The following is a 26,145-nucleotide window of genomic DNA, read 5'->3' as shown; positions in this document are numbered from 1 at the left end:
GCATTACATTGTGATCTGTGACTACTTGGGCTCCCGACGTCCTCGGCGACGGATATCAGCAGTTGACCATCCCACTCGGAATCGATCCCGACGGTGAAGGTGAGATCGACGCCACACTCGTCAGGTACCAGCCCGAGGGCGGGATCGACCGCACGCCCGCCCGGGCCGTGCTCTACGTGCACGGGTTCACCGACTACTTCTTCCAGCACCACATGGCCGAACACTTCCACGACCAGGGCTACTCGTTCTTCGCCCTGGACCTGCGCAAATGCGGCCGCTCACTGAAGCAGGGCCAGACCGCACACTTCGTCACCGACCTCGCGCTCTACGACGAGGAACTGGGCCGCGCACTGGCGCTGGTCCGCGAGCAGATCGGCGGCGGCACCGTCCTGCTCGTTGCGCACTCCACCGGCGGGCTGATCCTGCCGCTGTGGCTGGACCGGCTGAACAAGCGGCCAGGCGGCAGCGCGGGCGCAGGCATCGCCGGACTGATCCTCAACAGCCCGTGGTTCGACCTGCAGGGCCCGTCGTACCTCCGCAGCGTCGGCACCGTGGCCGTCAAGGCCGTCGGCCGGGTCAAGGACAGGCTCGCCGTCAAGCAGCCGCCGATCGACGTCTATGGACGCAGCCTGCACGTCGGGGCGAGCGGCGAGTGGGACTACAACCTCGAGTGGAAGCCGATGACCGGGTTCCCGGTGACCTTCGGCTGGCTGCGGGCGATCCGACACGGCCACGCGAAGCTGCACCGCGGGCTCGACGTCGGGGTGCCCTCGCTGATCCTGCGGTCCGAGAGGACGCACTACTCCTCCCGGTACACCGCCAAGTCCGACGAGGCCGACCTGGTGCTGGATGTGAGGCAGATCGCCCGCTGGGCCGGCTGCCTCGGCGACCGCACCACGATCGTGCCGATCGAGGGCGCCCGGCACGACGTCTTCCTCTCCACCGAGGTCCCGCGCAAGCAGGCCTTCGACGAGGTGGACCTGTGGCTGAACTGGCTGCACGGACACGGCGCATGAACCACTTCGACCTCGCGATCATCGGATCCGGTTCCGGCAACACCATTCTCGACGACCGGTACGCCGACATGCAGGTCGCGCTGCTCGAGGACGGCGTCTTCGGCGGCACCTGCCTGAACGTCGGCTGCATCCCGACCAAGATGTTCGTCTACGCCGCAGAGGTCGCCCGCACCATCGAGCACTCGAGCAGGTACGGCATCGACTCACGCATCGACAAGGTGCGCTGGCCCGACATCGTCAGCCGGGTGTTCGACCGGATCGACCCCATCTCGGCGGGCGGCGAGCGCTATCGACGCGACGAGAGTCCGGGCACCACACTGTTTTCCGGCCACGCCCGGTTCATCGGACCGCGGCGCCTGGAGACCGGAACCGGCGAGGTGATCACCGCGGACCAGGTGGTGATCGCGGCGGGATCGCGGCCGATCATCCCGGAGGCGGTGACCCGCAGCGGCGTCCGCTACTACACCAACGACGACATCATGCGGCTGCCGGAACTGCCCGAGCACCTGGTGATCATCGGCAGCGGGTTCATCGCCTCCGAGTTCGCCCACGTCTTCTCCGCATTCGGCAGCAAGGTCACGATCATCGGCCGCGGCAACCGCCTGCTGCGACACCTCGACGGCGACATCTCGGCACATTTCACCGCCCTCGCCCGCGAGAAATGGGATGTGCGACTGAGCAATCCGGTGGCGTCCGTGCGTGGCGGCGACGGCCACGTGGAGGTGGAGCTCGCGGATGGCAGCGTGGTGTCGGGCGACACCCTGCTCGTCGCGGTGGGGCGGGCCCCGAACGGCGACCGGCTCGGCGCCGAGACCGCGGGGGTCGACGTCGACGACGAGGGACGGGTGCTCGTGGACCGGTTCCAGCGCACCACGGCGGAGGGCGTGTTCGCGCTCGGCGACGTGTCCTCGCCCTATCAGCTCAAGCACGTGGCGAACCACGAGGCCAGGGTCGTGCAGGAGAACCTGCTGCGCAACGCGTGGGCGGACGGGGCGGACCTGGTCCGCACCGATCACCGGTTCGTGCCCGCGGCGGTGTTCACCGACCCGCAGATCGCGGAGGTCGGGCTCACCGAGGAGCAGGCCCGCGATCAGGGCCTCGACATCACGGTGAAGGTGCAGAAGTACTCAGACGTCGCCTACGGCTGGGCGATGGAGGACACCGAGGGCCTGTGCAAGGTGATCGCCGAGCGCGGCACCGGCAGGCTGCTGGGCGCCCACGTCATCGGCGCGCAGGCGCCCACGGTGATCCAGCCGCTGATCCAGGCGATGAGCTTCGGCCTGAGCGCCAAGGACATGGCCAGGGCCAGTACTGGATCCACCCAGGTCTCCCCGAGGTCGTCGAGAACGCCCTGCTCGGGTTGGAATAGGCGGCTGCGCCGCCCGTGCGCGGTTGACGAGTCCCTGGACTCGCTCACCGCGCACGGGCGCGCAGCGCCTACCAGCTGCTGGTGCGGAGGACGATCTCGGTGGCCATCTCGGCGGCCGCGCCCTGCGGCACCGAGTCGACACCGTCGAGCTGGACGACCCTGAAGTCGGAGTAGACGTGCCTGCCGCTGGTGTCGGCCATCGGCCGGCCCAGCGAGTTCCCGATCAGCAGCGTCGTCGGCATTTCCACGGGCGCACAACCGGACTCGCGCACGACGCCTTCGAGATCGGGCACCGCGGGGTGCGGGCAGTCCGCCACCACGAGACTGGCGAACCGGCCGAAGGTCTTGGCGGCGAGCAGCCAGGCCAGCGCGGCACCCTCGCGGTTGCCCGCGAGGTTGACCCACGGCAGTTTCAGCGCGTCGAGCAGCGCGATCGCGCTGGACTCGTCGAGTCCGTCGATCGACTCCGGCACGACCGTGCGCAGGTCGGAGTTGTGCAGTCGCTCGCACACCGCGTCGAACACGGATGCGGACTCCCCCGCACCAGGGAGCAGCAGCACCGTGTGCCTGCTCTCGGGGCCGTCGACGCGAACGGTGTAGGTGCCCTCCCCGACGGGAACTTGCGTCAATTCCATGGCTACGGACGGTACGCCATGCGGACTCTCCCACCATCGCTTGCACACCGAGCCCACCGGTTCTATGGTTCATTACATGAGTAATGAACCATTGGGCCTCGCGGGCGGCGGTTCCGGTGAACGACGACGGTAGGCCGCTGTTCCAGCAGATCGCCGAGCTCGTGGAGAACTCCATCATCGACGGATCCCTGCCGGAGGACGGTCAGGTTCCCTCCACGAACGAGCTCGCCGCGTTCCACCGGATCAACCCGGCGACGGCGGCGAAGGGGCTCGGACAGCTGGTGGCCGAGGGGATTCTCTACAAGAAGCGAGGGATCGGGATGTTCGTCACCGAGGGCGCGCGAGACGCGCTCCGATTCCGGCGCCGCGAGCACTTCGCACGCCAATACATCGAGCCGCTGATCGCGGAGGCCGACAAGCTCGGCATGTCGATCGCCGAACTGAAGTCCATGCTCGACAACCGGGAGGAAAGCAGATGACCGTGACCGCCATCGATGCCGAACCGATCGTGTCGGTTCGCGGCGTGAGCAAGCGTTTCGGCGACGTCACCGCGCTCGACGACGTCTCCTTCACCATCGAGCCCGACAAGATCTACGGCCTGCTCGGCCGAAACGGCGCGGGCAAGACCACCCTGATGCAGATCCTGACCGGACAGGACACCCAGACATCCGGCGACGTCACGGTTCTCGGCGGCACACCCTTCGAGAACGCGCGGGTCCTGCGGAACGTCTGCTTCATCAAGGAGAGTCAGACGTATGTGGACGACCTCCGGGTCAAGCACGTGCTCACCGCTGCCGGACATCTGATGCCCGGCTGGGACCGCGAGTTCGCCGACCGACTGCTCGACGACTTCCAGCTCCCCCTCTGCCGCAAGGTCAAGAAGCTGTCCAGGGGCATGAAGTCCACGCTCGGCGTGATCATCGGGCTCGCCGCGCGGGCACCGCTCACGCTGTTCGACGAGCCCTATCTGGGCCTCGACGCCGTCGCCCGGCACCTCTTCTACGACAGGCTGCTCGCCGACTACGCCGAGCACCCCCGCACGATCGTGCTGTCCACGCACCTCATCGACGAGGTCAGCAACCTGCTCGAGCACGTCATCGTCGTCGACCGCGGGCGGATCGTCGTCGACGACGATGCCGACGCGCTGCGCAGGCGGGCCGTGGTCGCCACCGGGCCCGCGGAGGCCATCGACACGTTCGCGGCCGGTGCCAGGGTGCTGCATCGCGAGTCGCTCGGATCGCAGGCCCGCGCCACGGTCGAGCGCACGGCAACCGAGCCAGAGCGCGCCCGGCTGGGTGCGGCGGGCGTCGACCTCGAACCCGTATCGCTGCAGGACCTCGTCATCGCGACCACCACAGGAGCACGGGAGATCACGGCATGACCACCCAGACCGCCACCACGACCATGACACCGCCGCGGACCGAGCCGGACTCCGACTCCCGGATCGGCGCCGTCCTCCGCGTGCACACCGTGGCGTGGCCGCTGCTGATCGCCTGGCCGGTCGGCATCCTCGCCACGTCCTTCCTGATCACCTACACGATCTACTTCCTGGTCCAGAACGATCAGAACGAGGGCTTCACCGGCGGCGTCTTCTCCGTCTACGGGTTCGTGCTGGCGTTCTACCTGCAGGCGATGGCGCAGACCTTCCCCTTCGCGCTCGGCATGAGCGTGACCCGTCGCGAATTCTTCTCCGCCACAGCGTTGTTGGCGCTCGCCCAGTCGGCGGTGTTCGCCGCGGCACTCTACCTGCTGTCGGTCGCCGAGGCCGCCACCGACGGCTGGGGCGTGTGGATGCGGATGTTCGGCCTTGCCGACTACCTCACCGACAACCCGTTCCTGCAGTTTCTGACGCTCTTCTCGACGTTGCTGCTGACGACGGCGGTCGCGATGGCCGCGGGCGCGATCTACCAGCGGTGGCGGGCCACGGGACTGCTGGCCGCCGGAGTCGGGGTCGTCGGCCTCGGCGGTCTCGCCGCGATCCTGATCACCTGGGCGCGGTGGTGGCCCGCGGTGGGCGACTGGTTCGCCGACTCGCCGCGGGCACTGCCCCTGGTGGCGCTGCCCCTGACCGCGACCGCGATCGCGACGGCGGTCGCCTGGCTGGCGCTGCGTCGGGCGACCCCGTGATGGAGTCCGCAACCGGGCTCACCCGGTACCCGGACCGGGCGACGGCGGCCACCGAAGCGGACGAGTTCCTGCTGCTGGCCTGCCTGCGCTACTGCCCCGACGACGGTGCGGACAGGTGGGGCCGGGCCTCGGCACTGCTCGATGCCCACCCCGGCATCCGTGCGGCCACCGTGCACACGGCGGCGGCGTGCGCCGACGTCTCCGCGCTGCGGGCACTACTCGGTGCAGACCCGGGGCTCGCGCGCGCCGAGGGCGGACCGTTCGACTGGCCGCCGCTGCTGTATCTCGCCTACGCCCGGCACGACAACCAGGTCACCGAAGCAGCGACGGTCGGAGCCACCCGGCTGCTGCTCGATGCCGGCGCCGATCCGAATGCCGGCTATCTCTGGCACGGCGACACTCCCCCTTCACCGCGCTGACCGGTGCGCTCGGGGTGGCGAACGCGGCGTCGACGACCAACCGCGGCACCCGCATGCGATCCCGCTCGCCCGCGCGCTGTTGGAAGCGGGCGCGAACCCGAACGACGGCCAGGCGCTGTACAACCGCATGTTCGGCCGCGACGACGACCACCTGGCGCTGCTGCTGGAGTACGGGCTCGGCCGGGGCGACCGCGAACCGTGGAGCTCACGCCTCGGCGTCGAACTGGAGGGCGCGGCGGGCCTGCTCGGCGATCAGCTCGGCTGGGCGATCCTGCACGACCACAACGCCCGCGTCGCGTTGCTGCTGCGGGGCGGCGGCGCGGCCCCGGACGGGCAGCTTCGGGGCGGACGGACACCGCTCGAACTCGCGACGGTCTACGGGAAGACGGAAGCGGCCCGCCTGCTACGGGCCGCGGGCGCCACCGGCCCCGACCTCGACGCGGTCGACCGGCTGATGGCGGCGGGCATGATCGCCGACCGACCCACCGCGGCAGCACTTCTCGACGAACATCCCGAACTGGTCGCGGCAGCCGTCGCGCGACACCCGTCGGCGATCCTGCGGGCCACCGGGGCGGGGAACGCCGACGCGGTCCGGCTGCTGGCGGAACTCGGATTCGACGTCAACGCGCTCGGCCGAACGGACCTGCCGATCGAAGAGCCATGGGAGACCGCGCTACACGAGGCCGCGGGCGCCGGGAACGGCGACCTGGTGACGCTGCTGCTGGGGCTCGGCGCCGACCCGACCGTCCGCGACAACCGGTTCGGATCGACACCGGCGGACTGGGCCGCACACTTCGGACACTCGATCAGCGAACTGGGTCCACCGCCGCGCGGCCGTGCGTGACCACCGGAAGATCCAGCGGCGCACCGCCGTTGATGAGTTCCTCGATCGCGTCCACGTCGAGGTGCCGCTCCACCAGGTCGGCAAGCAGGTCCAGCTGCGCTGTCCGCTCCGCCGCCACCGAGGTGTCGGGCGCGACCGTGAACGGCCGCCCGGTGACGGCCGCGACCCGGGTCAGGAACCCGCGACGGAACTCGTCCGACTCGAGCAGACCGTGCCAGTGGGTGCCGAACACCTGCTCCCTGACGCTGCCCTCCGGCTCGCCGTCCGCGCCGCGCAGCAGCGGCGGGTCTGCGTTGCGGACGACGCGGCCGTGGTGGATCTCGTAGCCGGACACCGCAACCGAGTCGGCGGTCCCCGTGACCTGCCGCAGCACCTTCTCGGGCGCGAACTCGATCTCCATGTCCAGCAGGCCCAGCCCGTCCACCGTCCCGGCGCCAGATTCGACGTCGTCCACGATGGTGCGCCCGAGCATCTGGTACCCGCCGCAGATACCGAGGATCGGCAGCCCGGCCGCGGCACGCGCGTCCAGCGCCTCCGCGATCCCGCTCGAGCGCAGCCAGGCCAGGTCCGAGACGGTGGACTTGCTGCCGGGAATCACCACCAGGTCGGCATCCTGCAGCCGTGACGGCTCACCGACCCAGTGCACCGAGACGCCCGGTTCGCAGGCCAGTGCCTCCACGTCGGTCGCGTTGGACACCCGCGGCAGTCGCACCGCGGCCACCCGCAGCCACCCCTGCCCCGCAGGCGCGGCCGGCCTGCCGACCGGGGCGTCCGCGACCGTGGACAGCGAGTCCTCGGCGTCGATCCACAGTCCGTCGGCGAACGGCACCACGCCGAGGGTGGGGCGTCCGGTCATCTCCCGCAGCTGGACCAGGCCCGGCTCCAACAGACCCACGTCGCCGCGGAACTTGTTGACCACGAACCCGGCGATCAGCGCCTGGTCCTCGGGTGAGAGCACGGCGAGGGTGCCGAACAGGTGCGCCAGCACGCCACCGCGGTCGATGTCCCCGACCACGATCACCGGGAGCGACGCCGCCCGTGCCAGCCCCATGTTCGCCAGGTCCGTCGCGCGCAGGTTGATCTCGGCAGGCGAGCCGGCGCCCTCGCAGATCACCACGTCGAATTCCGCTCGCAGCGAGGACAACTCATCGGCGACGATGCCACGGAGCCACTCTCTGTGCTCGATGTAGTCGCGGGCCCCCACGTTGGTCACAGCCCGACCGCGGACCACCAGCTGCGAGGTCCTGTCGCTGCCCGGCTTGAGCAGCACCGGGTTGAAGCGCACGCTCGGCTCGAGCCCGCAGGCCCGCGCCTGCAATGCCTGCGCCCGCCCGATCTCGCCACCGTCGAGGGTGACCACCGAGTTGTTGGACATGTTCTGCGCCTTGAACGGCGCTACCGACACCCCGCGCCGGGCCAGCATCCGGCACAGCCCGGCGACCAGCACGCTCTTGCCCGCGTCGGAGGTCGTTCCGGCGACGAGCAGCGCACCCTTCACGGCAGCGTGAGGATTTCCGCGCCCGTGTCGGTGACGACGATGGTGTGCTCGAACTGGGCCGTCCACTTGCGGTCCTTGGTCACGACGGTCCAGCCGTCGTCCCAGATGTCGTAGTCGACGGTGCCGAGGTTGATCATCGGCTCGATGGTGAACACCATGCCCGGCTCGATGACGGTGTCCACGTTCGGCTGGTCGTAGTGCAGGATGACCAACCCGTTGTGGAACGTCTCGCCGATGCCGTGGCCGGTGAAGTCCCGCACCACGCCGTAGCCGAAGCGGTTGGCGTATGCCTCGATGACCCGCCCGATGACGTTGAGCTCGCGGCCGGGCTTGACCGCCTTGATGGCGCGCATCGTCGCCTCGTGGGTGCGCTCGACGAGCAGGCGGTTCTCCTCGGACACGTCACCGGCCAGGAACGTGGCGTTGGTGTCGCCGTGCACCCCGCCGATGTACGCGGTCACGTCGATGTTGACGATGTCGCCGTCCTGGATCACCGTCGAGTCGGGGATGCCGTGGCAGATGACCTCGTTCAGCGAGGTGCAGCAGGACTTCGGGAAGTCCTTGTAGCCCAGCGTGGACGGGTAGGCGCCGTGGTCGATCATGTACTCGTGCGCGATGCGGTCGAGCTCGTCGGTGGTCACGCCCGGCGCGACCGCCTTGCCCGCCTCCTGCAGGGCCTGCGCGGCGATCTTGCTCGCCACCCGCATGGCCTCGATGGTCTCCTGCGTCTGCACCCACGGCTCGTTGCCCTCGTTGACCTTCGGCTTCCACGCATACTCCGGCCGTTCGATGTTGGCGGGGACGGCGAGCGTCGCGGAGACGGTTCCGGGGCTGAGCTGGGTGCGAACTGGCATACGGACAAGGGTAGACGCACCGCGTGGGCACACGGTCAGACCCACCGCGTCGCGTCCCACCGCGACACGGACCATGTCGTGCCGAGGTCACCCCTGCTTGGGCACCCAGTGATCGACCTCCAACTCGAAATCGTGTTTGAGCTCGCCGTACGCCGCGCGAAGGGCGTCCTCGCCCTCCCCGTACCGCTTGATGGCCGTGTCGCGTGCCGTCGCGAAGACCTCCTGCGCCTCCTTGGACGATCGCCGCACTGTCTGTGGGAGCTCGGTCCGGTTCACCGCTGCCCCTCCTCCGTCGGTCGAGGCCGTCTTTTCTTGCCCCTCGATTGTCCGCCCCTCGGCACGTCCGCGAAAGCGGCCGGTCCGATCGCACCGGTCGACTGACACGCCCGGGGAATCCCCACGGTGTCGGCGCCAGGTGGTAACAACGGAGGCAGGATGCCGATCGCCCCGACCCGGAGGTAACACCATGGCCTGCGCCGCGTGTGCCGACAGTCTCGACCACTGTCACGGAACCCTGATCGTGCACAGGACCGACCCCGCCGAGTGCACCGAGGAGCAGTGCGCCGACCTGGCCCCGACGCGGCACCCTCTGGTCCTGGACTGCGGCGACGTCCCGCTCGGCTGCCGCTGCGCGGATTCGGCCGCGCAGTCGTCGCGCGCATCCTAGGCGCCGGCCCCGATGACCGTGGACGGCGCCGCCGACGACGGCAGGCACGAGACCGAGACGGAGCGCCTCGACCGCAACTGGGCGAGCATCCTGCAAGAGCTGCGGGTGGCCCAGACCGGAGTGCAACTGCTGACCGGCTTCCTGCTGATCCTGCCGTTCCAGGATCGGTTCGCGGAGCTGTCGACCTACGAACGGGGCGTCTACCTCGCCACCGTCTTCTTCTCGATCGCTGCCACGGTGCTGCTGATCGCCCCGGTGGGGTTCCACCGGATCCTGTTCCGCAGACGGAAGCTGGACACCATCGTCTCGACGGCGCACCGCCTCGAACTCAGCGGGCTGGTGCTGCTGGGGCTCGCCCTCACCGGCGTGGTGATGCTGATCGCGGGAAGCGTCGTCACCCCGGTCGTCGGGGCCGTCGCCGGCGGCTGCACCGCGCTGGCGTTCGCCTACTTCTGGATCGTCCTGCCACTCACCTACCGACGCGACTGACCCTTTCGGCGGTGTTCGGCTAGTGCTTGAATTGAGCTGAAGTCAGGACCCTCCCGATTCCACGGATCCGAGATGGTATTGATGCCCGAAGCAGGGCGATCCCCCGCATGAATCACCCCACGTGCCCGTCCATGGGTGTGGAGGAGGAATTCCTGCTGGTCGACCCGGACACGGGGCTCCCGCAGATGCGGAACTCCGCGGTGATCTCCACCGCCACCGAGCTCGGGATGTCGCTCCAACTCGAGCTCTCGCAGTGCCAGGTCGAGACCAATTCCCCGGTGTGCTGGGACAGCCGCGGGCTACGCACCCACCTGCTCGAGTCCCGCACGCTCGCGGCCGCAGCCGCGGCCCGCAACGGCAGCAGGCTGCTCGCAACCGGCACACCGCCAGTCGGTCCCGCGCGGATGCCGGTGAGCGACTGCGACCGCTATCGCGCCATGGCGAGGCGGTTCGGCACGCTCGCGCTGGAACAGGGCATCTGCGGCTGCCACGTGCACGTCGACGTTCCCGACAGGGAGACCCGGGTGCAGGTCTGCAATCACGTGCGGCCCTGGCTCCCGACGCTGCTGGCGCTGAGCGCCAACTCACCGCTGCACCGGGGCATCGACAGCGGCTTCGCGAGCTGGAGGACGATCCTGTGGTCGAGGTGGCCGGTATCCGGACCGCCGCCGTTCTTCGATTCGGCCGATGCGTACGACGACCTCGTCGCGATGCTCATCGACTGCGACTGTCTCCTGGACGAGCGCATGGTCTATTGGGACATCCGCCCCTCCTCCCACCTGCCCACCGTCGAGGTCCGGGTCTGCGACGTGATGCCGACGGTGGATCAGACGGTGCTGCTCGCGACCCTGGTGCGAGCCCTTGTCATGACGGCGGTGGCGGCCGTCGGGCGGGGAGACGCCCTGCCCGACGTCACGCTGTCGACGCTGCGGATCGCCAACTGGATGGCCGCCAGGGACGGCCTCTCCGGCATGGGCCTCGACCCGCACACCGCGCGGTCCGTCCCGTGTTCGCGCCGAGTCGAGCTCCTGCTCGACCATGTGCGCGATGCGCTCGACGAGCTCGGGGAGTGCCGCCGTGTCGAGGCGGCGCTCAGATATGAGCTCGCGCGGGGCAATGGCGCGATCTGGCAGCGAAACGCGTTGGCGAACAGCTCCAGCGTCGGCGAGGTGGTGCGGTCCGCGACGGAACGGACCCTCGAGCACTGCGAGCCCCTACCGGCGTAGTCGCACCCGCAGGCGTCAGAACGTGGTGTTGATCGGTCCCGGGGTCCACAGCCCGGATCGCTGCGTGGTCGTGACGTCGAGGGTCGCGGGATCGGCCGTCGGGTCGAGCGGCGTGAACTGCTCGATCTCGCCCCAGTCCCGACCCCAGTCCTGATCCAGATAGGACGGGATGGTCCTGGCGGTGAGCAGCATCTGCGTCCAGCCGAGCGGCCCGCCACCGAAGTGGTCCTGCCACAGGTTCGTCGTCATGGCGCCGATCCGGTCCGGGAGGATGCGGTATTCGGGACCTCGGCCACGCCGTCGCGATGGTCGAACGGTCGCTGACACGGGAACGCCAGCCCGACCGACCAGTCGACCAGCACGGGCGTCTGCGACCCCACCACCGAGTTGAGCGTCTGCGTCTGCGGTACCCGCGGCGGGGTCACCGCGAGCCACTGCTTCGGATCGCGGTCGTTGTCGGACGCGACGATCCGAACCACGTCGGCCTCGGCAGGCAGCGCGTCGAGCGGGACACGGAGGTTGCGCCAGGACGGCGCGGGGCCGGGGTCGAGCGGGGCCACCGTGCCGAGGGCGACCGCCGTGCCGTCGCCCTGCCCCGTGCCGTACTCGACCTCGAGATTCTGCCCTTCCGTGACGATTCCGTCGGCGTCGACGGATCGGATCCGGCCGGCCGCGGCGATGGAGATGAGGTCACCCCTCGAACCGTCGGAGCCGACGGGCGGGAGTCGATACCAGCCGGTCGTCAACGTGGCGACTCCGCCGGCCAGGTGGCTGCCGAGCACCGGGGTGGTCGCCGGGTCGAGGCCGTACGGGAGAGCCACCGCGCTGCCGTTGATGCCGACCCGTCCTGCCCCGCCGGCCGTTCCCGCCGCATTGCCCGACTTCGCCTGGCTGTCGTTCGAATCGACCGAGTTCGCCGTGACCGAATCCGACGATTCCTTGTCGGCGCTCAGGTCGGCGGCGACACCGTTCGGCTCGAAGCCGACCGTGCCCGGTCCGGCCAGGCCGGTCGCGGCGCCACCCGAGAGCGGTTGCAGCATGGAGGCATTCGGGTCGGTCTCGAGCAAGACGTCGTTGGCGAGACCGCAGACCTGGCCGCCGAGCGCGTTGAAGTTCGCACGGCCGACGGAGTACGCCGGGTACTGCGCGACGGCGCCCTTGGCGAGCGAGAGGACCTCGAAGAGCACCATCGCCGCGGCGGCGACGGTGAGCGGAGGAATCGCCCAGAGCCGACTGGTCCGCCCCGAACCGTTGCCGGAGTGCGGCTCTCGAACGTGACACCAGACCGCGACGAGCAGCATCGCCATCGTGGCGCCGAGCAGCACGGTGCCCGCGCCCAGTCCGCCGATGGAGACCGGCTTGTCCCACCACGGCACGCTGTAGCTCGAGACGTACCACCAGCCGTTGCTGCCGGTGAACGACATGGCGAGCACGAACAGCACTGCCGCGGCGAACAGCGCGCGGTTGCGGGGCGACCGCAGGACGTGGACGCTCACGGCGACTGTGGTCAGCACGGCGACCGCCCCGGCGAGTCCCGCGTAGATCCCCAGGTGGTGTGTCCACTTCGTCGGCGTGAACATCATCAGCACCATTGCGCCGAGGGTGATCCCGAGGATCCGGCGCGCCGGCCCGGCGGCCGTCCCGGGGATGCGGCCGCCCTTGCGGAGCATCGCCAGGATGCTCACGGCCACGCCGAGGATCATGATGAAGATGCCGAACCGGCGGGCCAGCGATCCGTCGGGCGAGATGTTCAGCAGCCACTGGTAACGCAGGTACTCGTCGAACCACTTCTCGTTGGGTCCGGCGACCTCGTGCACGCGCTGCATCTCGAAGACTGCCGCCAACGTCTGGTCCGCGAAGATCACCGCCAGGATCGCGGTGCCCGATGCGAGGAGCGGCAGCAGCAGCGCGAGGTATCCGACCTTCTTCGCGCGGGCGACGACGATCTGGCCGATGGGGCGCAGTCCGGCGATCAGCGCGGCGAAGCAGATGATCCCGGAGGGGCCGACCGAGAGGGTCATGGCGGCGACCAGGATCGCGCCCGCCGCGGGGAGCAGCCGTCGGGTGGCGATGGCGCGCTCGACCGAGCACCAGGTCAGCAGCACGCCCGCCGCGACGATCGGCTCGGGGCGCAGCCCGTTGTTGTATGGGAGCCAGACCGCGAGGAAGACCAGGCCGCCGGTCCACAGAGCCAGCCGGTTGGCCCGCGCCGCCGCGCCGAGGCGGGGCACCACCTCACGGCTGAGCACCAGCCAGGTCACGATGCCCGCGATCAGCGCGGGCAGCCGGACGAAGGGGCTCGCGGGCGTGATGTGGGCAAGCAGCCCGAACACCTCGTAGTACGGCGTCCCGAAGGGTGTTTCGGGCACCCCGTAGTACCGGAAGTAGTTCGCCATGTAGCCGGCCCGCTCGGCGGCGCGGGCCATCGTGAACTGATAGCCGTCGTCCGAGGTGGTCGCGCCGATGAAGTGCCACAGCACCAGGGTGCCGATGATCACAGCGTCCACAACGCCGAATTTCCACCAACGCGCAGGCAGGAACCTGCGCGAGCGCCTGCCGTCGACGCGGTCGAGGCGGTGCAGGGCGACCAAGGAGGCGAGCATCGCCAGCACGCCGACGACCATCGCGATCAGCTTGAGCGTCGACGGCGTCGAGGTGAAGCGCGAGTCGAGTTCCGCGGTGACCTTCAGGCCCACAGGCGCCGCACCGTCGAGATCGGTGAACACCCCGACCATCTGGGGACGGAGGTCACCCTCGTGCACGGTCGGTGCGACGCCCGACCCGATGATCTCGGCGGTGGTCCTCGTCGCATCGGAGGACACCGCGATCGCGCAGTCGCCGCCCGCGAGCCGATCGAGCGGCGCGGACAGCAGCATCGTGTCGCGGAGGATCACCTCGACGCGACCGGGATCGTCGGCGCCTGCAGGCGTGACCTTGGTTACGAATCCGTACCGCTCGGCGTCGGCGGCGCCATTCGGGGCGGTGGCGACGACAGCGCCGCCCGTCCGGGCCAGCCGGTCGACGGCAGCACAGGGGATCTCGACGTCGAGGCTCACCGGCGAGTACGAGACGAGTGGCGCCGAGACGCTGCGCGCCAGGTCCTGTTGCGGCCACGAGAGCACCGTCTCGTCCGTCACGACGGGCAGCAGCGGCACCGACAGGGTGAGGAGCATGCCGATCAGGCCCGTGACGATCGCGGTCAAGCGGGCGCCGCGGAGCGAGGATTTCCCGTGTGCCTCGTGGGGAGGGAGCTCCGGACCGTTTGCCGATGCGGGTCTCGTCGCCACGATGCTGTCAACCACGGGTTCGGATGCTAACCGCAATCAACTCATGAGTGAAACGAACGACTTCCGCGCTCACTCCCGCAGCGTGGCGAGGAATGCGACGCGGTCGCCGCGGTAGAGCGAGCGGACCCGCTCGATCGGCACACCCTCCGTGTCCAGGGAGATCCGGTTCAGCAACAGCATCGGCATCGCGGTCGTCGAGTCGAGCAGGGCGGCCTCGCGCGGCGACGCCAGCACCGTCTCGATCCGTTCGGTGGCCGAGTCGAAAGTCACTCCGGTGGCGCGGATCGCGGCGTACAGCGAGGTGCCAGGGTCGAACGACCGTGCTATCGAGGCGAATCGGCCGGCAGGCAGGTACGTACTCTCGAGCCCGATCTTCTGTCCGTCCGCGAGCAGTACCCGCTCGAGGTGGATCACGGCAGCCCCGAGGACAGCCCGAGGTCCGCGGCGAGCTCGGAATCGGCCCGCTCGTTCTCGAAGGTGACCAACTCCCGGCCGGGCATCCGGCCCTGACTGACCGCGCCCTCGGTGTATGAACAGAGCGAGAGCGGCTGGGTGAGCTTCGGGCTGGCGACGACCGTGCCGCGGCCGCGACGTTGGATCCTGCCCTCCACCAGCAGCTCGTGCACGGCCTGACGCACCGTCTCCCTGGACACCTCGAAGCGCACCGCGAGGTCACGCTCCGCGGGCACCGGATCACCCTCGTCGAGATCGTCGATGATGGCCGCCAGTTCGGTGCGCACCCGGTAGTACTTGGGCGCGGACTCCCCCGCATCGCCCGATCCGATCCCCTTGTCGTTCATGCAGGTCAGCGTACCTCAAATTGGTCTATACCAATTGTTCATCCGGCGTTCTCCTCGCCATCACCAGATGGTCTAGACCAAAATGCATGCTCGTCGCCATGCGAATTCTGATTGTGGGCGGAGGCATCCTCGGCACGGCCCACGCCGACGAGGCGATCCGCCGCGGACACGACGTGGTCCAGCTCGAGCGCGAGACCGAGGCCCGCGGCGCGACCGTGCGCAACTTCGGCCTGGTGTGGGTCTCCGGCCGCGCCGAACACGAGCTCGACGCGGCCCTGCGCTCGCGCCAACTGTGGGAGGACCTCGCCGCGCGCGTCCCGGCGATCGGGTTCCGCGCGGCCGGCTCGATGACGCTGCTGCGCACCCCCGCGGAGGTCGCGGTCGCCGAGGAGGCGATGGCCCGCCCCGACGCCGAGGCCCGCGGCTTCGCGCTGCTCGACCAGGAGCAGGTCCTCGCCGTCAACCCTGCCCTCCGCGGAAAGTTCCTCGCCGGGCTGCACTGCGGCCGCGACGGCGCCGTCGAGTCCCGCATCGCCCTGCCCGCGATCCGCCGCCACCTCGAGGAGAGCGGCCGCTACACCTTCCACGCGGGCACCGAGGCCCGCGAGGTGGCCTCCGACGCGGCGGGCGTGCACATCCGCGACGACCACGGCCGCACCTTCGACGCCGACCTGGCCATCGTCTGCCCCGGCGCGACCCTCGGCGGCCTGGCCCGGGACCTGGCCGGGGAGCTGCCGCTGCGCCGGGTCCGGCTGCAGATGATGCAGACCGCCCCGCTCGGCGAGGAGCTGACCACCGCCATCGCCGACGGCGACAGCCTGCGGTACTACCCGGGCTTCGCCGGCGCCGCCCTCGAGAACCTCAGGACCGTCCAGCCGCAGGCCCCGACCGCGGAGGCGCACCGGATGCAGCTGCTCTGCGTGCAGCGCCTGCACGGCGGACTGACCATCGGCGACACCCACGAGTACGACGAGCCGTTCGACTTCGACGTCGACGAGGCGCCGTACCAGCACCTGACCGGGGTGGTCGAGGAGTTGCTCGGCCGCACGCTGCCCCGATCGTCAAGCGCTGGGCGGGCGTCTACAGCCAGTGCCTGGACCCCGGCGCCCTCGTGCACCGCGGCAGCCCCGCCGACAACGTCTGGGTGGTGGCCGGCCCCGGCGGCCGCGGCATGACCCTCGGCCCCGCCCTCGCCGAACAGACCGCCGACCAGCTCGGCCTCTGAGCCACCGACACATCCACCGCCCCAGGAGAAATCGTGACCGCCACCCCCATCGAACTCGCCGTGCTCGACATGGCGGGCACCACCGTCTCCGACGACGGACTGGTGCTGCGGGCCTTCGCCGCGGCGGCCGACGCCGCCGGCCTGCCCTCCGAGGGCGCCGAGGCCGAACACTCGCGCCGCTACGTGCTCGACACCATGGGCCAGTCCAAGATCGTCGTCTTCCGCGCACTTTTCGGGGACGAGGACCGCGCCCAGGCCGCCAACGCCGCGTTCGAGTCCGCCTACGACCGTTTGATCGAGGAGGGCAACGCCGAGCCGATCCCCGGTGCGGCGGAGTCGATCACCACGCTGCGCGAGGCCGGGATCAAGGTCGCACTGACCACCGGGTTCAGCCGCGGCACGCAGGACAAGCTGCTCGCCGCGCTCGGCTGGCAGACGATCGCGGACCTCACCCTGTCCCCCGCCGAGGCCGGCCGCGGGCGGCCCTACCCGGACCTGATCCTCACCGCGCTGCTGCGCCTGCAGGTCGACGACGTGAAAAGCGTTGCCGTGCTGGGCGACACGTCCAATGACATCACCAGCGGGCTGCGCTCTGGCGCAGCCATCGTCGCGGGCACCCTCACCGGCGCCCACGACGAGGACCAGCTCCGCGCGGCGGGCGCCACCCACGTCGTGCCCTCGGTGCGCGAGTTCGCCCGGCTCCTCCTGAATACGTAACACCTGGCTCGACCGTCCCGCACACGAAGAATCCCTCACCCACAGTTAGGAATCCGTCATGCGCATCCGCCACAGCCTGGCCGCAGCCGCCCTGGCCGCGACCCTGCTCACCCTGACCACCGCCTGCGGTGGCACCGGCACCGCCGCGAGCTCCGACACCGAGACGGTCACCGTCTACAGCGCCGATGGCCTGAGCAACTGGTACAAGGCCCGATTCGACGAATTCACCGAGGAGACCGGCGTCGCCGTGAACCTGGTCGAGGCCGGCTCGGGCGAGGTCGTCTCCCGGGTCGAGAAGGAACAGTCCAACCCGCAGGCCGACATCGTCGTCACGCTGCCGCCGTTCATCCAGAAGGCCGACGCGCAGGGACTGCTCCAGCCCAGCGGGATCGACACCTCCGCCGTCCCGCCGAGGAGAAGGACCCGGCCGGCAAGTACGTCCCGGTCGTCAACAACTACCTCAACTTCATCGCCAACCCTGGCGCCAACCCGGCCCCGCGACCTGGGACGACCTCCTCGGCGAGCAGTTCAAGGGCAAGCTGCAGTACTCCACCCCGGCCAGGCAGGCGACGGCACCGCGGTGCTGCTGCTGCTCCAGCACCTCAAGGGCAAGGAGGGCGCCCTCGACTACCTGAACAAGTTGCAGGCCAACAACGTCGGGCCGTCCTCGTCCACCGGCAAGCTGCAGCCGAAGGTCAGCAACGGTGAGCTGCTGGTCGCGAACGGCGACGTGCAGATGAACCTCGCGTCCATCGCGGACGACGGCTCCAAGTTCAACGTCTTCTTCCCCGCCGAGGCGAACGGCGCCCGCACCACCGTGGCGCTGCCCTACGTGATGAGCCTGGCCAAGGGCGCACCGCAGTCCGAGCAGGCCAAGAAGCTGATGGAGTACCTGCTCTCGGAGAAGGCGCAGAAGACCGTCGGACCCGATGCGCTCGGCGTCTCGGTCCGCAAGGACGTGCGCGAGTCCGGGACCGTCGACGTCGATGACAAGTCCACCCCGGCGGGCCTGCTGAACGGTGTCACCGTCTGGACCCCGAACTGGAACACCGTCCTCACCGAGCTCGACGCCGACGTCGCGGCCTACCAGAAGGCCACCGGGAACTGACATGAGGAAGATCAACACCGGGTCGGCCCGGCCGAGGATCGGATCGGCTCCCACCACGAGCACCGCCGAGTCCGGTGTCCTCGGGCCACCGACTACTCCGCTCCCGCCATCACCTTCGACCGCGTCAACGTGGCCTACGGGCGGGGCAAGAGCGCCACCCGGGCGTTGATCGATTTCAACCTGCGGGTGTCCCCGGGAGAGACCGTGGCTCTCCTGGGGCCCAGTGGGTCCGGCAAGTCCACCGCGCTCAAGGCACTGGCCGGCTTCACCCGACCGGTCTCGGGCTCGGTCCGGCTGGCGGCAGGGACATCACGGACCTGCCGCCTGCCAAGCGCGGCATCGGGGTGGTCGTGCAGTCGTATGCGCTGTTCCCGCACATGCGGGTCTCGGAGAACGTCGCGTTCGGCCTGCGCTCGCACCGGGTGCCCCGCGCGCAGATCGGCACGCGGGTCGCCGAGGCGCTGGAGATGGTCGGCATGGGCGCCTACGGCAAGCGACTGCCCAGTGAACTGTCCGGCGGGCAACAGCAGCGGGTCGCCATCGCCCGCGCCCTGGCGATCCGCCCGAAAGTCCTGCTGCTCGACGAGCCGCTGGCTGCGCTCGACGCCCAGCTCCGGCAGAGCATGCTGGCCGAGCTACAGCAGCTGCGGGCGGCCCTGCCGGACACCGCGATGCTCTATGTGACCCACGACCAGAGCGAGGCCCTGGCGCTGGCCGACCGGATCGCCGTGATGCGCGACGCCCGCCTTGTCGACATCGACACCGCGGAGAACCTCTGGAAGCGGCCGCCGAGCAGCTTCACCGCGGCCTTCCTCGGCGGCGCGAACCTGCTGCCCTGCACCGTGACCCGGGTGATCGGCACCTCGGCCCTGGTGTCGGTCGGCGGCACACCGGTCACCGCGCACGCCCCGCGGCCCGACATCAGCCCCACCGAGTGGGAGTCCGACGCCGGGGCCCTGCTCTGCCTGCGTCCGCACGCGATCACCCTCACCTCGCCCACCGAACGCGGCGCGCTGCCAGGACGGGTCACCGCCAGCGTCTGGCGCGGCTCGACCACCAGGCTCACCGTCGCGCTCGCCGCCCTGCCCGACGCCCTGCTCGAGGTGGATGTGACCGGGCACGACGAACGCCCGGCCGGAACCGCGGTGGGCATTCGCTTCCCGGACCAGGGCGCGGTGCTCGTCCCCGCACCGGGGCAGGCGTCATGACCGCAGTCCTCGACCGGGTCCACCTCGATCCCCCGCCGGTCCGGCCCGGGCCGAGCCGGTGGCGGTCGGTGGCCTGGGCGCTGCCGCCGCTGTTGCTGGTTCTCGGCTTCGCGGTCTACCCGATGGCCCGGGTGCTGGCCGAGTCCACCGTCACCGACGAGGGCAGGGGCTGTCCACCTGGACGGAGGTGCTCGCGTCCGCGCAGTTCCGAAACGCCCTGTGGCGCACCATCGAAATCGCGGTTGCCTCCACACTGGGATGCCTGGTGCTCGGCACCTTCCTCGCGCTGGTGCTCGCCTTCGTGCCCTTCCCCGGCTCGAAGGTGGTCGGCCGGCTGATCGACACCATCCTGTCGCTGCCCTCGTTCCTCATCACGCTGGCGTTCACGTTCCTGTACGGGACCGCCGGCGCGGTCAACGCACTGATCACCCAGCTCACCGGCGCCGACAGCGGCCCGCTGAACTTCCTGAACACCCCACTCGGCGTGATCGCCGCGGAGATCACCTTCTTCACACCGTTCGTGGTGCGGCCCCTGCTGGCCGCGTTCACCCAGATGCCGCGCGAACAACTCGATGTCGCGGCGAGCCTCGGTGCCTCCCCGCTGCGGGTGCTGCGATCCGTCGTGATGCCGGAGGCCTGGCCCGCGCTGATGGCGGGCGGCTCGCTGGTGCTGCTGTTGACGCTCAACGAGTTCGGCATCGTGCTGTTCACCGGGGCCAAGGACGTCGTGACGCTGCCGGTGCTGATCTACACCCGCGGCATCGTGACCTTCGACCTGCCGGGCGCCGCGGTGATCGCGAGCGTCCAGGTCGTGCTGTCGCTGTCGCTGTACTGCGGCTACCGATTCTTGTTCAACCGACTGTTGGGAGGCCGCCGTGCTGCTGTGGACCACACGCGCTAGGGCGTTGGCCCTGGCCCTCTTCGGCGTCGTGGTGGTCGTGGTGTTCGTCGCCCCCATCGCCACCGTCGTCGCCGCCGCCCTCGCCGGGGCCTGGACCGGGCCGTTGCCGTCGAACCTCGGCCCGAAGAACCTCTCCGCGGCACTCGCCGAGGAGAATCTGGCCAGCCTCACGGTCAGCCTGCAGACCGCGTTCATCGCGGGCGCGCTGGCCTTGTTCGTCGGCACCTGGGCGGCGCTCGCGGCCCGCGAGGCGCCCGCCTGGCTGCGCAAGACCACCGACGCGGTGTTCCACCTGCCGATCGCGGTGCCGTCGGTGGCGATCGGCCTCGGGCTGCTGATCGCCTTCAACGCCGAGCCGCTGCTGCTCGGCGGCACCAAGTGGATCGTGATCCTCGCGCACACCGTGCTGGTGCTCGCGTTCGCGTTCAGCTCCGTCTCCGCGGCGCTGGACCGGCTCGACCCCGCCTACCGCCAGGCCGCCGAGTCGCTCGGCGCCGGACCGACGCGGGTGCTGCTGCGGATCACCCTGCCGCTGTTGCTGCCCGCGCTCGGCGCGGCCGCGGGCCTGGCGATCGCGCTGTCGATGGGTGAGCTCGGCGCGACCATCATGGTCTACCCGGCCACCTGGAAGACGCTGCCGGTGAGCATCTTCGGGCTCACCGACCGAGGCCAGGTGTTCCTCGCGGCCGCCGACACCACCCTGCTGATGGCCGTCACCCTGGTCGCTCTGCTGGTGGTCGGGCGCATCCGCAGGCGATAGGCGCTGACGCGCCTGTGCGTGGTTGACGAGTGTCTGGACTCGTCAACCACGCACAGGCGGCGGAGCCGCCTACTTCTGGCGCAGGAGGTAGCGCTGCACCTTGCCGCTGGGGGTCTTCGGCAGCGACGGCACGAAGTGCACGGTCCGCGGGTAGGCGTGCGCGGCGAACTTCTTCTTGACCAGCGTCTGCAGCTCGGCCTCGAGCTCGCCGGTGCCCTCGACCCCGTCGCGCAGCACCACGAAGGCCTCGAGCACCTCACCGCGCAGCTCGTCGGGCATGCCGACCACTGCCGCCTCGATCACGTGCTCGTGCATCACCAGGACGCTCTCCACATCGAAGGGTCCGATGCGGTAGCCGGCCATGATGATCACGTCGTCGTCGCGCGAGGAGAAGAAGAAGTGGCCGTCCTCGTCGGTCTTGCCCGCGTCGCCGGTGATGTACCAGCGGCCGTCCGCACTGAACCGCTGCGCGGTCTTCTCGGGGGCGTCGACATAGCCGGTGAACCACATCAGCGGGCTGTCCTCGGTGTCGATGGCGACGCGACCGGGAGTGCCGGCCGGCGCGACCTCGTCCGCCTCGTCGAGCAGCACGGCGCAGCTCCATCCCGGCAGCGGCCTGCCCATCGAGCCGGGCCGCACGTCCTCACGCAGGCCGTCCGCCCACGCGTTGACGATGAACATGCCGTGCTCGGTCTGCCCGTAGTGATCGCGCACCTCGACGCCGAGAGCGCTCTGGGACCAGGCCACGACGTCGGGGGTGAGCGGCTCGCCGGCCGAGGACGCCCGGCGCAACGACAGCCCCTCGGGCACCGGCGTGGTGTCGGCGCGCAGGCTGCGGTAGACGGTCGGCGCGGCGGCGAAATTGGTGACGCCGAACTTCTCGATGATCTGCCAGGTGAGGGGCGCGGAGAAGCCCGAGTGCAACAGCAGGCTGCGGGTGCCCGCCGCCAGCGGGCCCAGCAGGGCGTAGTACAGCCCGTAGGCCCAGCCGGGGTCCGCGGCGTTCCAGAACACGTCGTCGCTGCGGACGTCGAGGCCGAACTCCTGATAGGCGTGGAACGAGGCCAGCGCGCGCACCGGCACCGGCACACCCTTGGGGGTCCCGGTGGTGCCGCTGGTGAACAGCTGCACGAGCGGGCCGTTGCCGCCGACCGCGACCGCAGCGCCTGCCGGGTCCTCGGCGGTGTGCGCCGCGAGCAGGTCGGCGAACCGCAACTGGTCCGCGGACTCGGGCTCGCCCGCCGCGACGATGACCCGCCAGGGCGCGTCGGCCGGGATGTCCTCGCCTGGCGCGAGCTTGGCGAGCTGGTTCTGATCGGACACCACGAACTTGGCGCCACTGGAGGCGAGCCGGAACGCGATGGCCGGGGACGCGAACGCGGTGAACAGCGGCACGTGCACGGCGCCGCGACGCCAGATGCCGAGCAACGCGACGACCAGCTCCGCGGACTTGCCCATCAGCGTGGCCACGCAGTCGCCCGGCTCGACGCCGAGCTCCGCCAGCGCGGCCGCGAATCTGGTCGATTCCGCCCGCAGCTCGCCGTAGCTCAGGTCACGCGAGGTCAGATCGCCCTCGATCACCGTGAACGCGACATCGGTGTCGGGGTGCCGGTCACACAGCAGGTCCGCGGCGCAGGCCTGCGGCGTGTCGTACTGCTCCAGCAGCTCGCGCACCCGCGAGGTGGCATCGGTGCCCATGGTTTGCTCCTTCAACAGCGGTCCGGCAGACGCCGAACTTCTCCATGGCCCTATGATCTAGCTCACAAACAACACGCACCACCCCGGAAAGGGGTAGCCCATGCTCTCCCGCACCCCGCCCCTGCTGCGGCCCCGCGACGGCGACGCCCTGCGCGCCGAGCTGCGCGCGGTCGCCGCACAGGCGAACGTGCCCGTGCTGTTCGGCGGCGAGGTCTCCGCGAGTACGTTGCACCTGACCGAGTTCTTCGGGACCAGGACCAACGGGCTCAAGGGCCTGGTGATCCCGCCGAACTCGGGCTGGGCGGACGGGTGGTCCTGCAGCGGCAGCCGGTCTCGGTGCCCGACTACGGCAGCGCGATGTCGATCACGCATCACTACGACCGGCCGGTGCTCGGCGAGGGCATCCGCTCGGTGCTCGCGGTCCCCGTCCTGGTCAACGGCGCCTCGCGCGCGGTGCTCTACGCCGCGGTCCGCGAATCCATGCCGATCGGCGACCGCACCGCCGAGATACTGGTGCAGGCGGGCCGCAGGCTCAGCACCGAGCTCGCCATCCGCGACGAGGTGGACCGCCGCCTGCAGATGCTCGGGGTGCTCGACAGCAACCGGGGCAACGCGAGCGGGGCGGTGGCCGAGGGCATCCGAGGCGCCCACGCAGAACTGCGCGGGCTCGCCCAGTCGGTGCCCGAGGGCCCGCTCCGGGGACGGCTGCGCGCGGTGTCCGACAAGTTGGCTGCGCTGGTCAACGACGAGGCGGAGGCCGGCGACACCTCGGTCACGCTGTCGCCGCGCGAGCTGGATGTGCTCGCCCACATCGCCCTCGGCTGCACCAACAACGAAGTGGCCCATCGGCTCTCGCTCCAGCCCGAGACTGTCAAGAGCTACCTGCGTGCCGCGATGGGCAAGCTCGACGCCCACTCGCGACACGAGGCGGTGGTCACCGCCAGGAGGTTGGGTCTGCTTCCGTAAGCACCGCGGCCGGCCCGGCCGCCCTCACCGAGGGGATGCGCAGTGACGAAACCACCAGCCGCCGTGAACGAATCGAAGGACGAACCGACCCTCAAGCGGGTGATGGGCCCGTGGTTGCTGCTGCTGTTCATCGTCGGCGACATCCTCGGCACCGGCATCTACGCCCTGACCGGTCAGGTCGCCAACGACGTCGGCGGCGTGGTGTGGCTGCCCTTCCTGGTCGCCTTCGTGGTCGCGCTGATCACCGCGTTCAGCTACCTCGAACTGGTCACCAAGTACCCCCAGGCCGCAGGCGCCGCGCTGTACACCCACAAGGCCTTCGGCATCCAGTTCTTCACCTTCATGGTGACGTTCGCGGTGATGTGCTCCGGGATCACCTCCGCCGCCACCGCCTCGCGGGCGTTCGCCGCCAACTTCGCCGAGGCCTTCGACCTGGACGTGCGGACCGGGATCGGGATCACCCTGATCGGCATCGTCTTCATGATCGCGGTGGCGGCGGTCAACTTCCGGGGCGTAGGCGAGTCCGTCAAGCTGAACGTACTGCTGACCTGCATCGAGCTGTCCGGCCTGCTGATCATCATCTTCATCGGCATGTGGGCCCTCGGCATCGGTGAGGGCGATTTCTCACGGGCGGCGACCTTCGACACCGGCGACCGGTCCGCCCTGGGCGGCGTCATCGCGGCCACCACCCTCGCCTTCTACGCGATGGTCGGCTTCGAGGACTCGGTGAACATGGCCGAGGAGTGCAAGGAGCCGAGCCGGATCTTCCCCAAGGTCCTGCTCATCGGCCTCGTCTCGACCGGCATCATCTACGTGCTGGTGTCGGTCACGGCGATCGCCCTTGTCCCCGCGAACGAGCTCGGCGAGGGCGACACCCCGCTGCTCAAGGTCGTGCAGGCGGGCGCGCCTGGCTTCCCGATCGGGATCTTCGCGTTTATCACCATGTTCGCGGTCGCCAACTCCGCGCTGATCAACATGCTGATGGCGAGCCGACTGCTGTACGGCATGAGCCGGCAGCACGTGCTGCCGCCGCAGCTCGGCAGGGTGCACCGCACCCGACGGACCCCGTACATCGCGATCGGGTTCACCACGCTGCTGGCGCTTGGGCTGATCACGATCGTCGGCGAGGTGCCCCAGCTCGGCGGCACCACCGCGCTGCTGCTGCTGTGCGTGTTCACCGTCGTGAACATCGCCGTCCTGGTGCTGCGCAAGGACACGGTGGACCACAAGCACTTCCGCGCGCCGACCGTGCTGCCGATCATCGGCGCTATCAGCTGCGCGTTCCTTGCCACGCCGCTCACCGACCGCGATCCCGCGCAGTACAAGATCGCGGGCGTGCTGCTGGCGATCGGCGTGGTGCTGTGGGTCGTCAACAACCTGGCCAACAAGAAGCTGGGCGTGAAGGCCGAGCTGCACCCCGAGTTCCTCGGCGAGGAGGGCGTGCCGCCCGGACCGATGAACTGAGCGGGCGCGGGGAACCGAATCTAGAACAAGTTCTACCTTTCCTGGCATACTCCGATCGACCGTCCGACGCCGATCCCAGGGGTGCCATGTCCGCGAATCCGTCCACCGACGACCTGCTGGCCCTGGCGCGCTCCTCCCCACGGCCGTCGCCGTGCACGACAAGGCCGCGTGGCTCGGCCTGTTCGCGCGCCAGCACATCATCGAGGACCCGGTCGGCGGCAGGCCCGTGCTCGGCGGCCTGTACGACCGGAAATCGGGTCGCCGCGGCGGCGACCCGCTTGCCCGGTTCTGGGACACCTTCATCGCGCCCAACGACATCAGCTTCGACATCGAGCACGAGGACATCGTCGACGGCCTGCACGTGGTCCGCGACGTGACCATCGAGACCCGGCTCTCGGCCGGGGTCGTGGCCAGGGCGCCGATGCACCTTCTCTACGAGGCCACCCTCGACGACGGCGAGCCGCGGATCCGCCGCATCGCTGCACACTGGGAGGTGACGCCGATGTTCGCTCAGGTCGCAGGCGTCAGCCCCGAGCGGTTGACGGTCGCCGCTTCGATGAGCGCACGGATGCTGCGCCTGCAGGGCCTCGGCGGCACGCTCGCCTTCGGCAAGGCCGCGCTGAACGTGGGCAAGAAGGGCAAGGACGCGGTCCGGCGGCTGGTCGACTCGGCGCAGCGCGGCGACGCGACGGCGCTGAAGACGCTCGGCGGCAACGTGATCACCGACCTGACCAAGGTGATCGCCGCTGGCGACGCGGTCACCGCCACCGGGACCGTTGACGGCGCGCACGCGGTGCTGTTCGCCTATCTCGACCGCAAGACCCACACCGTCAGCGAGTGCAAGGTGTACCGCGGCGCCTGATCGTG

Annotated in this window: 19 protein-coding genes and 7 pseudogenes; 19 read left to right on the top strand and 7 right to left on the bottom strand. The window is 70.0% G+C overall.

Going from position 1 to position 26,145, the window contains the following annotated elements; all coding sequences use genetic code 11:
* The first annotated feature begins 17 nt into the window (after positions 1 to 17).
* Complete coding sequence (locus tag BTZ20_RS10190) at positions 18 to 1,016, top strand: alpha/beta hydrolase (protein ID WP_077041270.1); 999 nt, start codon at positions 18 to 20, stop codon at positions 1,014 to 1,016.
* Positions 1,013 to 2,385 (top strand): annotated as a pseudogene (mtr, locus tag BTZ20_RS10185) (mycothione reductase). The gene BTZ20_RS10190 and the pseudogene mtr overlap by 4 nt, the downstream one beginning before the upstream one ends.
* A gap of 68 nt (positions 2,386 to 2,453) precedes the next feature.
* Here mtr and BTZ20_RS10180 read toward each other — a convergent pair.
* The gene (locus BTZ20_RS10180; protein WP_077041269.1) at positions 2,454 to 3,020 is read right to left on the bottom strand and encodes a hypothetical protein; all 567 of its coding nucleotides are present in this window, start codon (positions 3,018 to 3,020) and stop codon (positions 2,454 to 2,456) included.
* A 116-nt stretch (positions 3,021 to 3,136) separates the two neighbouring features.
* Between BTZ20_RS10180 and BTZ20_RS10175 the strand changes: the two genes are divergently transcribed.
* The 5 genes from BTZ20_RS10175 (at position 3,137) to BTZ20_RS10155 (ending at position 6,410) form a co-directional block, all read left to right on the top strand.
* The gene (locus tag BTZ20_RS10175; RefSeq protein WP_077043609.1) at positions 3,137 to 3,499 is read left to right on the top strand and encodes a GntR family transcriptional regulator; all 363 of its coding nucleotides are present in this window, start codon (positions 3,137 to 3,139) and stop codon (positions 3,497 to 3,499) included.
* Positions 3,496 to 4,401 carry an ABC transporter ATP-binding protein gene (locus BTZ20_RS10170; protein WP_077041268.1) on the top strand — a complete coding sequence of 302 codons (906 nt, stop codon included), beginning with the start codon at positions 3,496 to 3,498 and terminating at the stop codon, positions 4,399 to 4,401. Before BTZ20_RS10175 ends, BTZ20_RS10170 begins: the two co-directional genes overlap by 4 nt.
* A complete protein-coding gene (locus tag BTZ20_RS10165; RefSeq protein WP_223263709.1) occupies positions 4,398 to 5,147 on the top strand; it encodes an ABC transporter permease in 750 nt (249 codons plus the stop codon). The genes BTZ20_RS10170 and BTZ20_RS10165 overlap by 4 nt, the downstream gene beginning before the upstream one ends.
* Positions 5,147 to 5,566: a hypothetical protein gene (locus BTZ20_RS27185; protein WP_077041267.1), complete on the top strand. Its 420-nt coding sequence runs from the start codon at positions 5,147 to 5,149 to the stop codon at positions 5,564 to 5,566. Before BTZ20_RS10165 ends, BTZ20_RS27185 begins: the two co-directional genes overlap by 1 nt.
* Positions 5,567 to 5,645: 79 nt before the next feature.
* Entirely contained in the window at positions 5,646 to 6,410 is a 765-nt protein-coding gene (locus BTZ20_RS10155; protein WP_077041266.1) for an ankyrin repeat domain-containing protein, read from the top strand.
* On the opposite strand, the gene BTZ20_RS10150 is transcribed toward BTZ20_RS10155, so the two are convergent.
* The 3 genes from BTZ20_RS10150 to BTZ20_RS10140 form a co-directional block, all read right to left on the bottom strand.
* Positions 6,373 to 7,908 (bottom strand): cobyric acid synthase, encoded by a 1,536-nt coding sequence (locus BTZ20_RS10150; protein ID WP_077041265.1) that lies wholly within the window; start codon positions 7,906 to 7,908, stop codon positions 6,373 to 6,375. The two genes, BTZ20_RS10155 and BTZ20_RS10150, sit on opposite strands and share 38 nt — an antisense overlap.
* Positions 7,905 to 8,762 (bottom strand): type I methionyl aminopeptidase, encoded by an 858-nt coding sequence (map, locus tag BTZ20_RS10145; RefSeq protein ID WP_077041264.1) that lies wholly within the window; start codon positions 8,760 to 8,762, stop codon positions 7,905 to 7,907. The genes BTZ20_RS10150 and map overlap by 4 nt, the downstream gene beginning before the upstream one ends.
* An 87-nt stretch (positions 8,763 to 8,849) precedes the next feature.
* On the bottom strand, positions 8,850 to 9,038 hold the full coding sequence (locus tag BTZ20_RS10140; RefSeq protein WP_077041263.1) for a ChaB family protein: 189 nt from the start codon (positions 9,036 to 9,038) through the stop codon (positions 8,850 to 8,852).
* A gap of 244 nt (positions 9,039 to 9,282) precedes the next feature.
* Between BTZ20_RS10140 and BTZ20_RS10135 the strand changes: the two genes are divergently transcribed.
* The 3 genes from BTZ20_RS10135 (at position 9,283) to BTZ20_RS10125 (ending at position 11,144) form a co-directional block, all read left to right on the top strand.
* Positions 9,283 to 9,429, top strand: a complete 147-nt coding sequence (locus tag BTZ20_RS10135; RefSeq protein WP_317616086.1) for a hypothetical protein — start codon at positions 9,283 to 9,285, stop codon at positions 9,427 to 9,429.
* A gap of 12 nt (positions 9,430 to 9,441) precedes the next feature.
* Positions 9,442 to 9,918: a DUF6328 family protein gene (locus tag BTZ20_RS10130; RefSeq protein ID WP_077041261.1), complete on the top strand. Its 477-nt coding sequence runs from the start codon at positions 9,442 to 9,444 to the stop codon at positions 9,916 to 9,918.
* Positions 9,919 to 10,025: 107 nt separating this feature from the next.
* Positions 10,026 to 11,144 (top strand): glutamate--cysteine ligase, encoded by a 1,119-nt coding sequence (locus BTZ20_RS10125; protein ID WP_077041260.1) that lies wholly within the window; start codon positions 10,026 to 10,028, stop codon positions 11,142 to 11,144.
* Between the two features lie 15 nt (positions 11,145 to 11,159).
* Here the strand turns inward: BTZ20_RS10125 and BTZ20_RS10120 are convergent.
* Positions 11,160 to 14,317 (bottom strand): annotated as a pseudogene (locus BTZ20_RS10120) (arabinosyltransferase domain-containing protein).
* Between the two features lie 183 nt (positions 14,318 to 14,500).
* Positions 14,501 to 15,231: pseudogene (locus BTZ20_RS10115) on the bottom strand (GntR family transcriptional regulator).
* Positions 15,232 to 15,329: 98 nt separating this feature from the next.
* Here BTZ20_RS10115 and BTZ20_RS10110 point away from each other — a divergent pair.
* The 6 genes and pseudogenes from BTZ20_RS10110 (at position 15,330) to BTZ20_RS10085 (ending at position 21,150) form a co-directional block, all read left to right on the top strand.
* Positions 15,330 to 16,456 (top strand): annotated as a pseudogene (locus BTZ20_RS10110) (TIGR03364 family FAD-dependent oxidoreductase).
* A 33-nt stretch (positions 16,457 to 16,489) separates the two neighbouring features.
* Positions 16,490 to 17,173 carry a phosphonatase-like hydrolase gene (locus BTZ20_RS10105; protein WP_077041259.1) on the top strand — a complete coding sequence of 228 codons (684 nt, stop codon included), beginning with the start codon at positions 16,490 to 16,492 and terminating at the stop codon, positions 17,171 to 17,173.
* Positions 17,174 to 17,231: 58 nt separating this feature from the next.
* Entirely contained in the window at positions 17,232 to 18,281 is a 1,050-nt protein-coding gene (locus BTZ20_RS10100) for a 2-aminoethylphosphonate ABC transporter substrate-binding protein (RefSeq protein ID WP_083742611.1), read from the top strand.
* A gap of 42 nt (positions 18,282 to 18,323) precedes the next feature.
* Positions 18,324 to 19,489 (top strand): annotated as a pseudogene (locus tag BTZ20_RS10095) (ABC transporter ATP-binding protein).
* Positions 19,486 to 20,390 (top strand): annotated as a pseudogene (locus BTZ20_RS10090) (2-aminoethylphosphonate ABC transporter permease subunit). Before BTZ20_RS10095 ends, BTZ20_RS10090 begins: the two co-directional pseudogenes overlap by 4 nt.
* A complete protein-coding gene (locus tag BTZ20_RS10085; RefSeq protein WP_077041258.1) occupies positions 20,365 to 21,150 on the top strand; it encodes an ABC transporter permease in 786 nt (261 codons plus the stop codon). The pseudogene BTZ20_RS10090 and the gene BTZ20_RS10085 overlap by 26 nt, the downstream one beginning before the upstream one ends.
* Before the next feature lie 69 nt (positions 21,151 to 21,219).
* Here BTZ20_RS10085 and BTZ20_RS10080 read toward each other — a convergent pair whose 3' ends face one another.
* Entirely contained in the window at positions 21,220 to 22,848 is a 1,629-nt protein-coding gene (locus BTZ20_RS10080; RefSeq protein WP_077041257.1) for an AMP-binding protein, read from the bottom strand.
* A gap of 100 nt (positions 22,849 to 22,948) precedes the next feature.
* Between BTZ20_RS10080 and BTZ20_RS10075 the strand changes: the two are divergent.
* The 3 genes and pseudogenes from BTZ20_RS10075 (at position 22,949) to BTZ20_RS10065 (ending at position 26,140) form a co-directional block, all read left to right on the top strand.
* A pseudogene (locus tag BTZ20_RS10075) lies at positions 22,949 to 23,814 on the top strand (LuxR C-terminal-related transcriptional regulator).
* A 102-nt stretch (positions 23,815 to 23,916) separates the two neighbouring features.
* Positions 23,917 to 25,278 carry an APC family permease gene (locus BTZ20_RS10070; RefSeq protein WP_083742914.1) on the top strand — a complete coding sequence of 454 codons (1,362 nt, stop codon included), beginning with the start codon at positions 23,917 to 23,919 and terminating at the stop codon, positions 25,276 to 25,278.
* 151 nt (positions 25,279 to 25,429) lie between these two features.
* Positions 25,430 to 26,140: a transporter gene (locus tag BTZ20_RS10065; RefSeq protein ID WP_223263708.1), complete on the top strand. Its 711-nt coding sequence runs from the start codon at positions 25,430 to 25,432 to the stop codon at positions 26,138 to 26,140.
* Positions 26,141 to 26,145 lie beyond the last annotated feature (5 nt).

This window comes from Rhodococcus sp. MTM3W5.2, assembly GCF_001984015.1.
GTDB classification, from domain to species: Bacteria; Actinomycetota; Actinomycetes; order Mycobacteriales; family Mycobacteriaceae; genus Rhodococcus_G; species Rhodococcus_G oryzae.
Note: the sequence above shows the minus strand (reverse complement) of the source record. Positions and strands in the feature narration are given on the sequence as shown.

Excerpts from the sequence above, each read along its gene's own strand:
- BTZ20_RS27185 (WP_077041267.1), top strand. The coding sequence starts at position 5,147 with ATGGAGTCCGCAACCGGGCTCACCCGGTACCCGGACCGGGCGACGGCG.
- BTZ20_RS10125 (WP_077041260.1), top strand. The coding sequence starts at position 10,026 with ATGAATCACCCCACGTGCCCGTCCATGGGTGTGGAGGAGGAATTCCTG.
- BTZ20_RS10070 (WP_083742914.1), top strand. The coding sequence starts at position 23,917 with ATGGGCCCGTGGTTGCTGCTGCTGTTCATCGTCGGCGACATCCTCGGC.
- BTZ20_RS10170 (WP_077041268.1), top strand. The coding sequence starts at position 3,496 with ATGACCGTGACCGCCATCGATGCCGAACCGATCGTGTCGGTTCGCGGC.
- BTZ20_RS10180 (WP_077041269.1), bottom strand. The coding sequence starts at position 3,020 with ATGGAATTGACGCAAGTTCCCGTCGGGGAGGGCACCTACACCGTTCGC.
- map (WP_077041264.1), bottom strand. The coding sequence starts at position 8,762 with ATGCCAGTTCGCACCCAGCTCAGCCCCGGAACCGTCTCCGCGACGCTC.
- BTZ20_RS10130 (WP_077041261.1), top strand. The coding sequence starts at position 9,442 with ATGACCGTGGACGGCGCCGCCGACGACGGCAGGCACGAGACCGAGACG.
- BTZ20_RS10100 (WP_083742611.1), top strand. The coding sequence starts at position 17,232 with ATGCGCATCCGCCACAGCCTGGCCGCAGCCGCCCTGGCCGCGACCCTG.
- BTZ20_RS10080 (WP_077041257.1), bottom strand. The coding sequence starts at position 22,848 with ATGGGCACCGATGCCACCTCGCGGGTGCGCGAGCTGCTGGAGCAGTAC.
- BTZ20_RS10165 (WP_223263709.1), top strand. The coding sequence starts at position 4,398 with ATGACCACCCAGACCGCCACCACGACCATGACACCGCCGCGGACCGAG.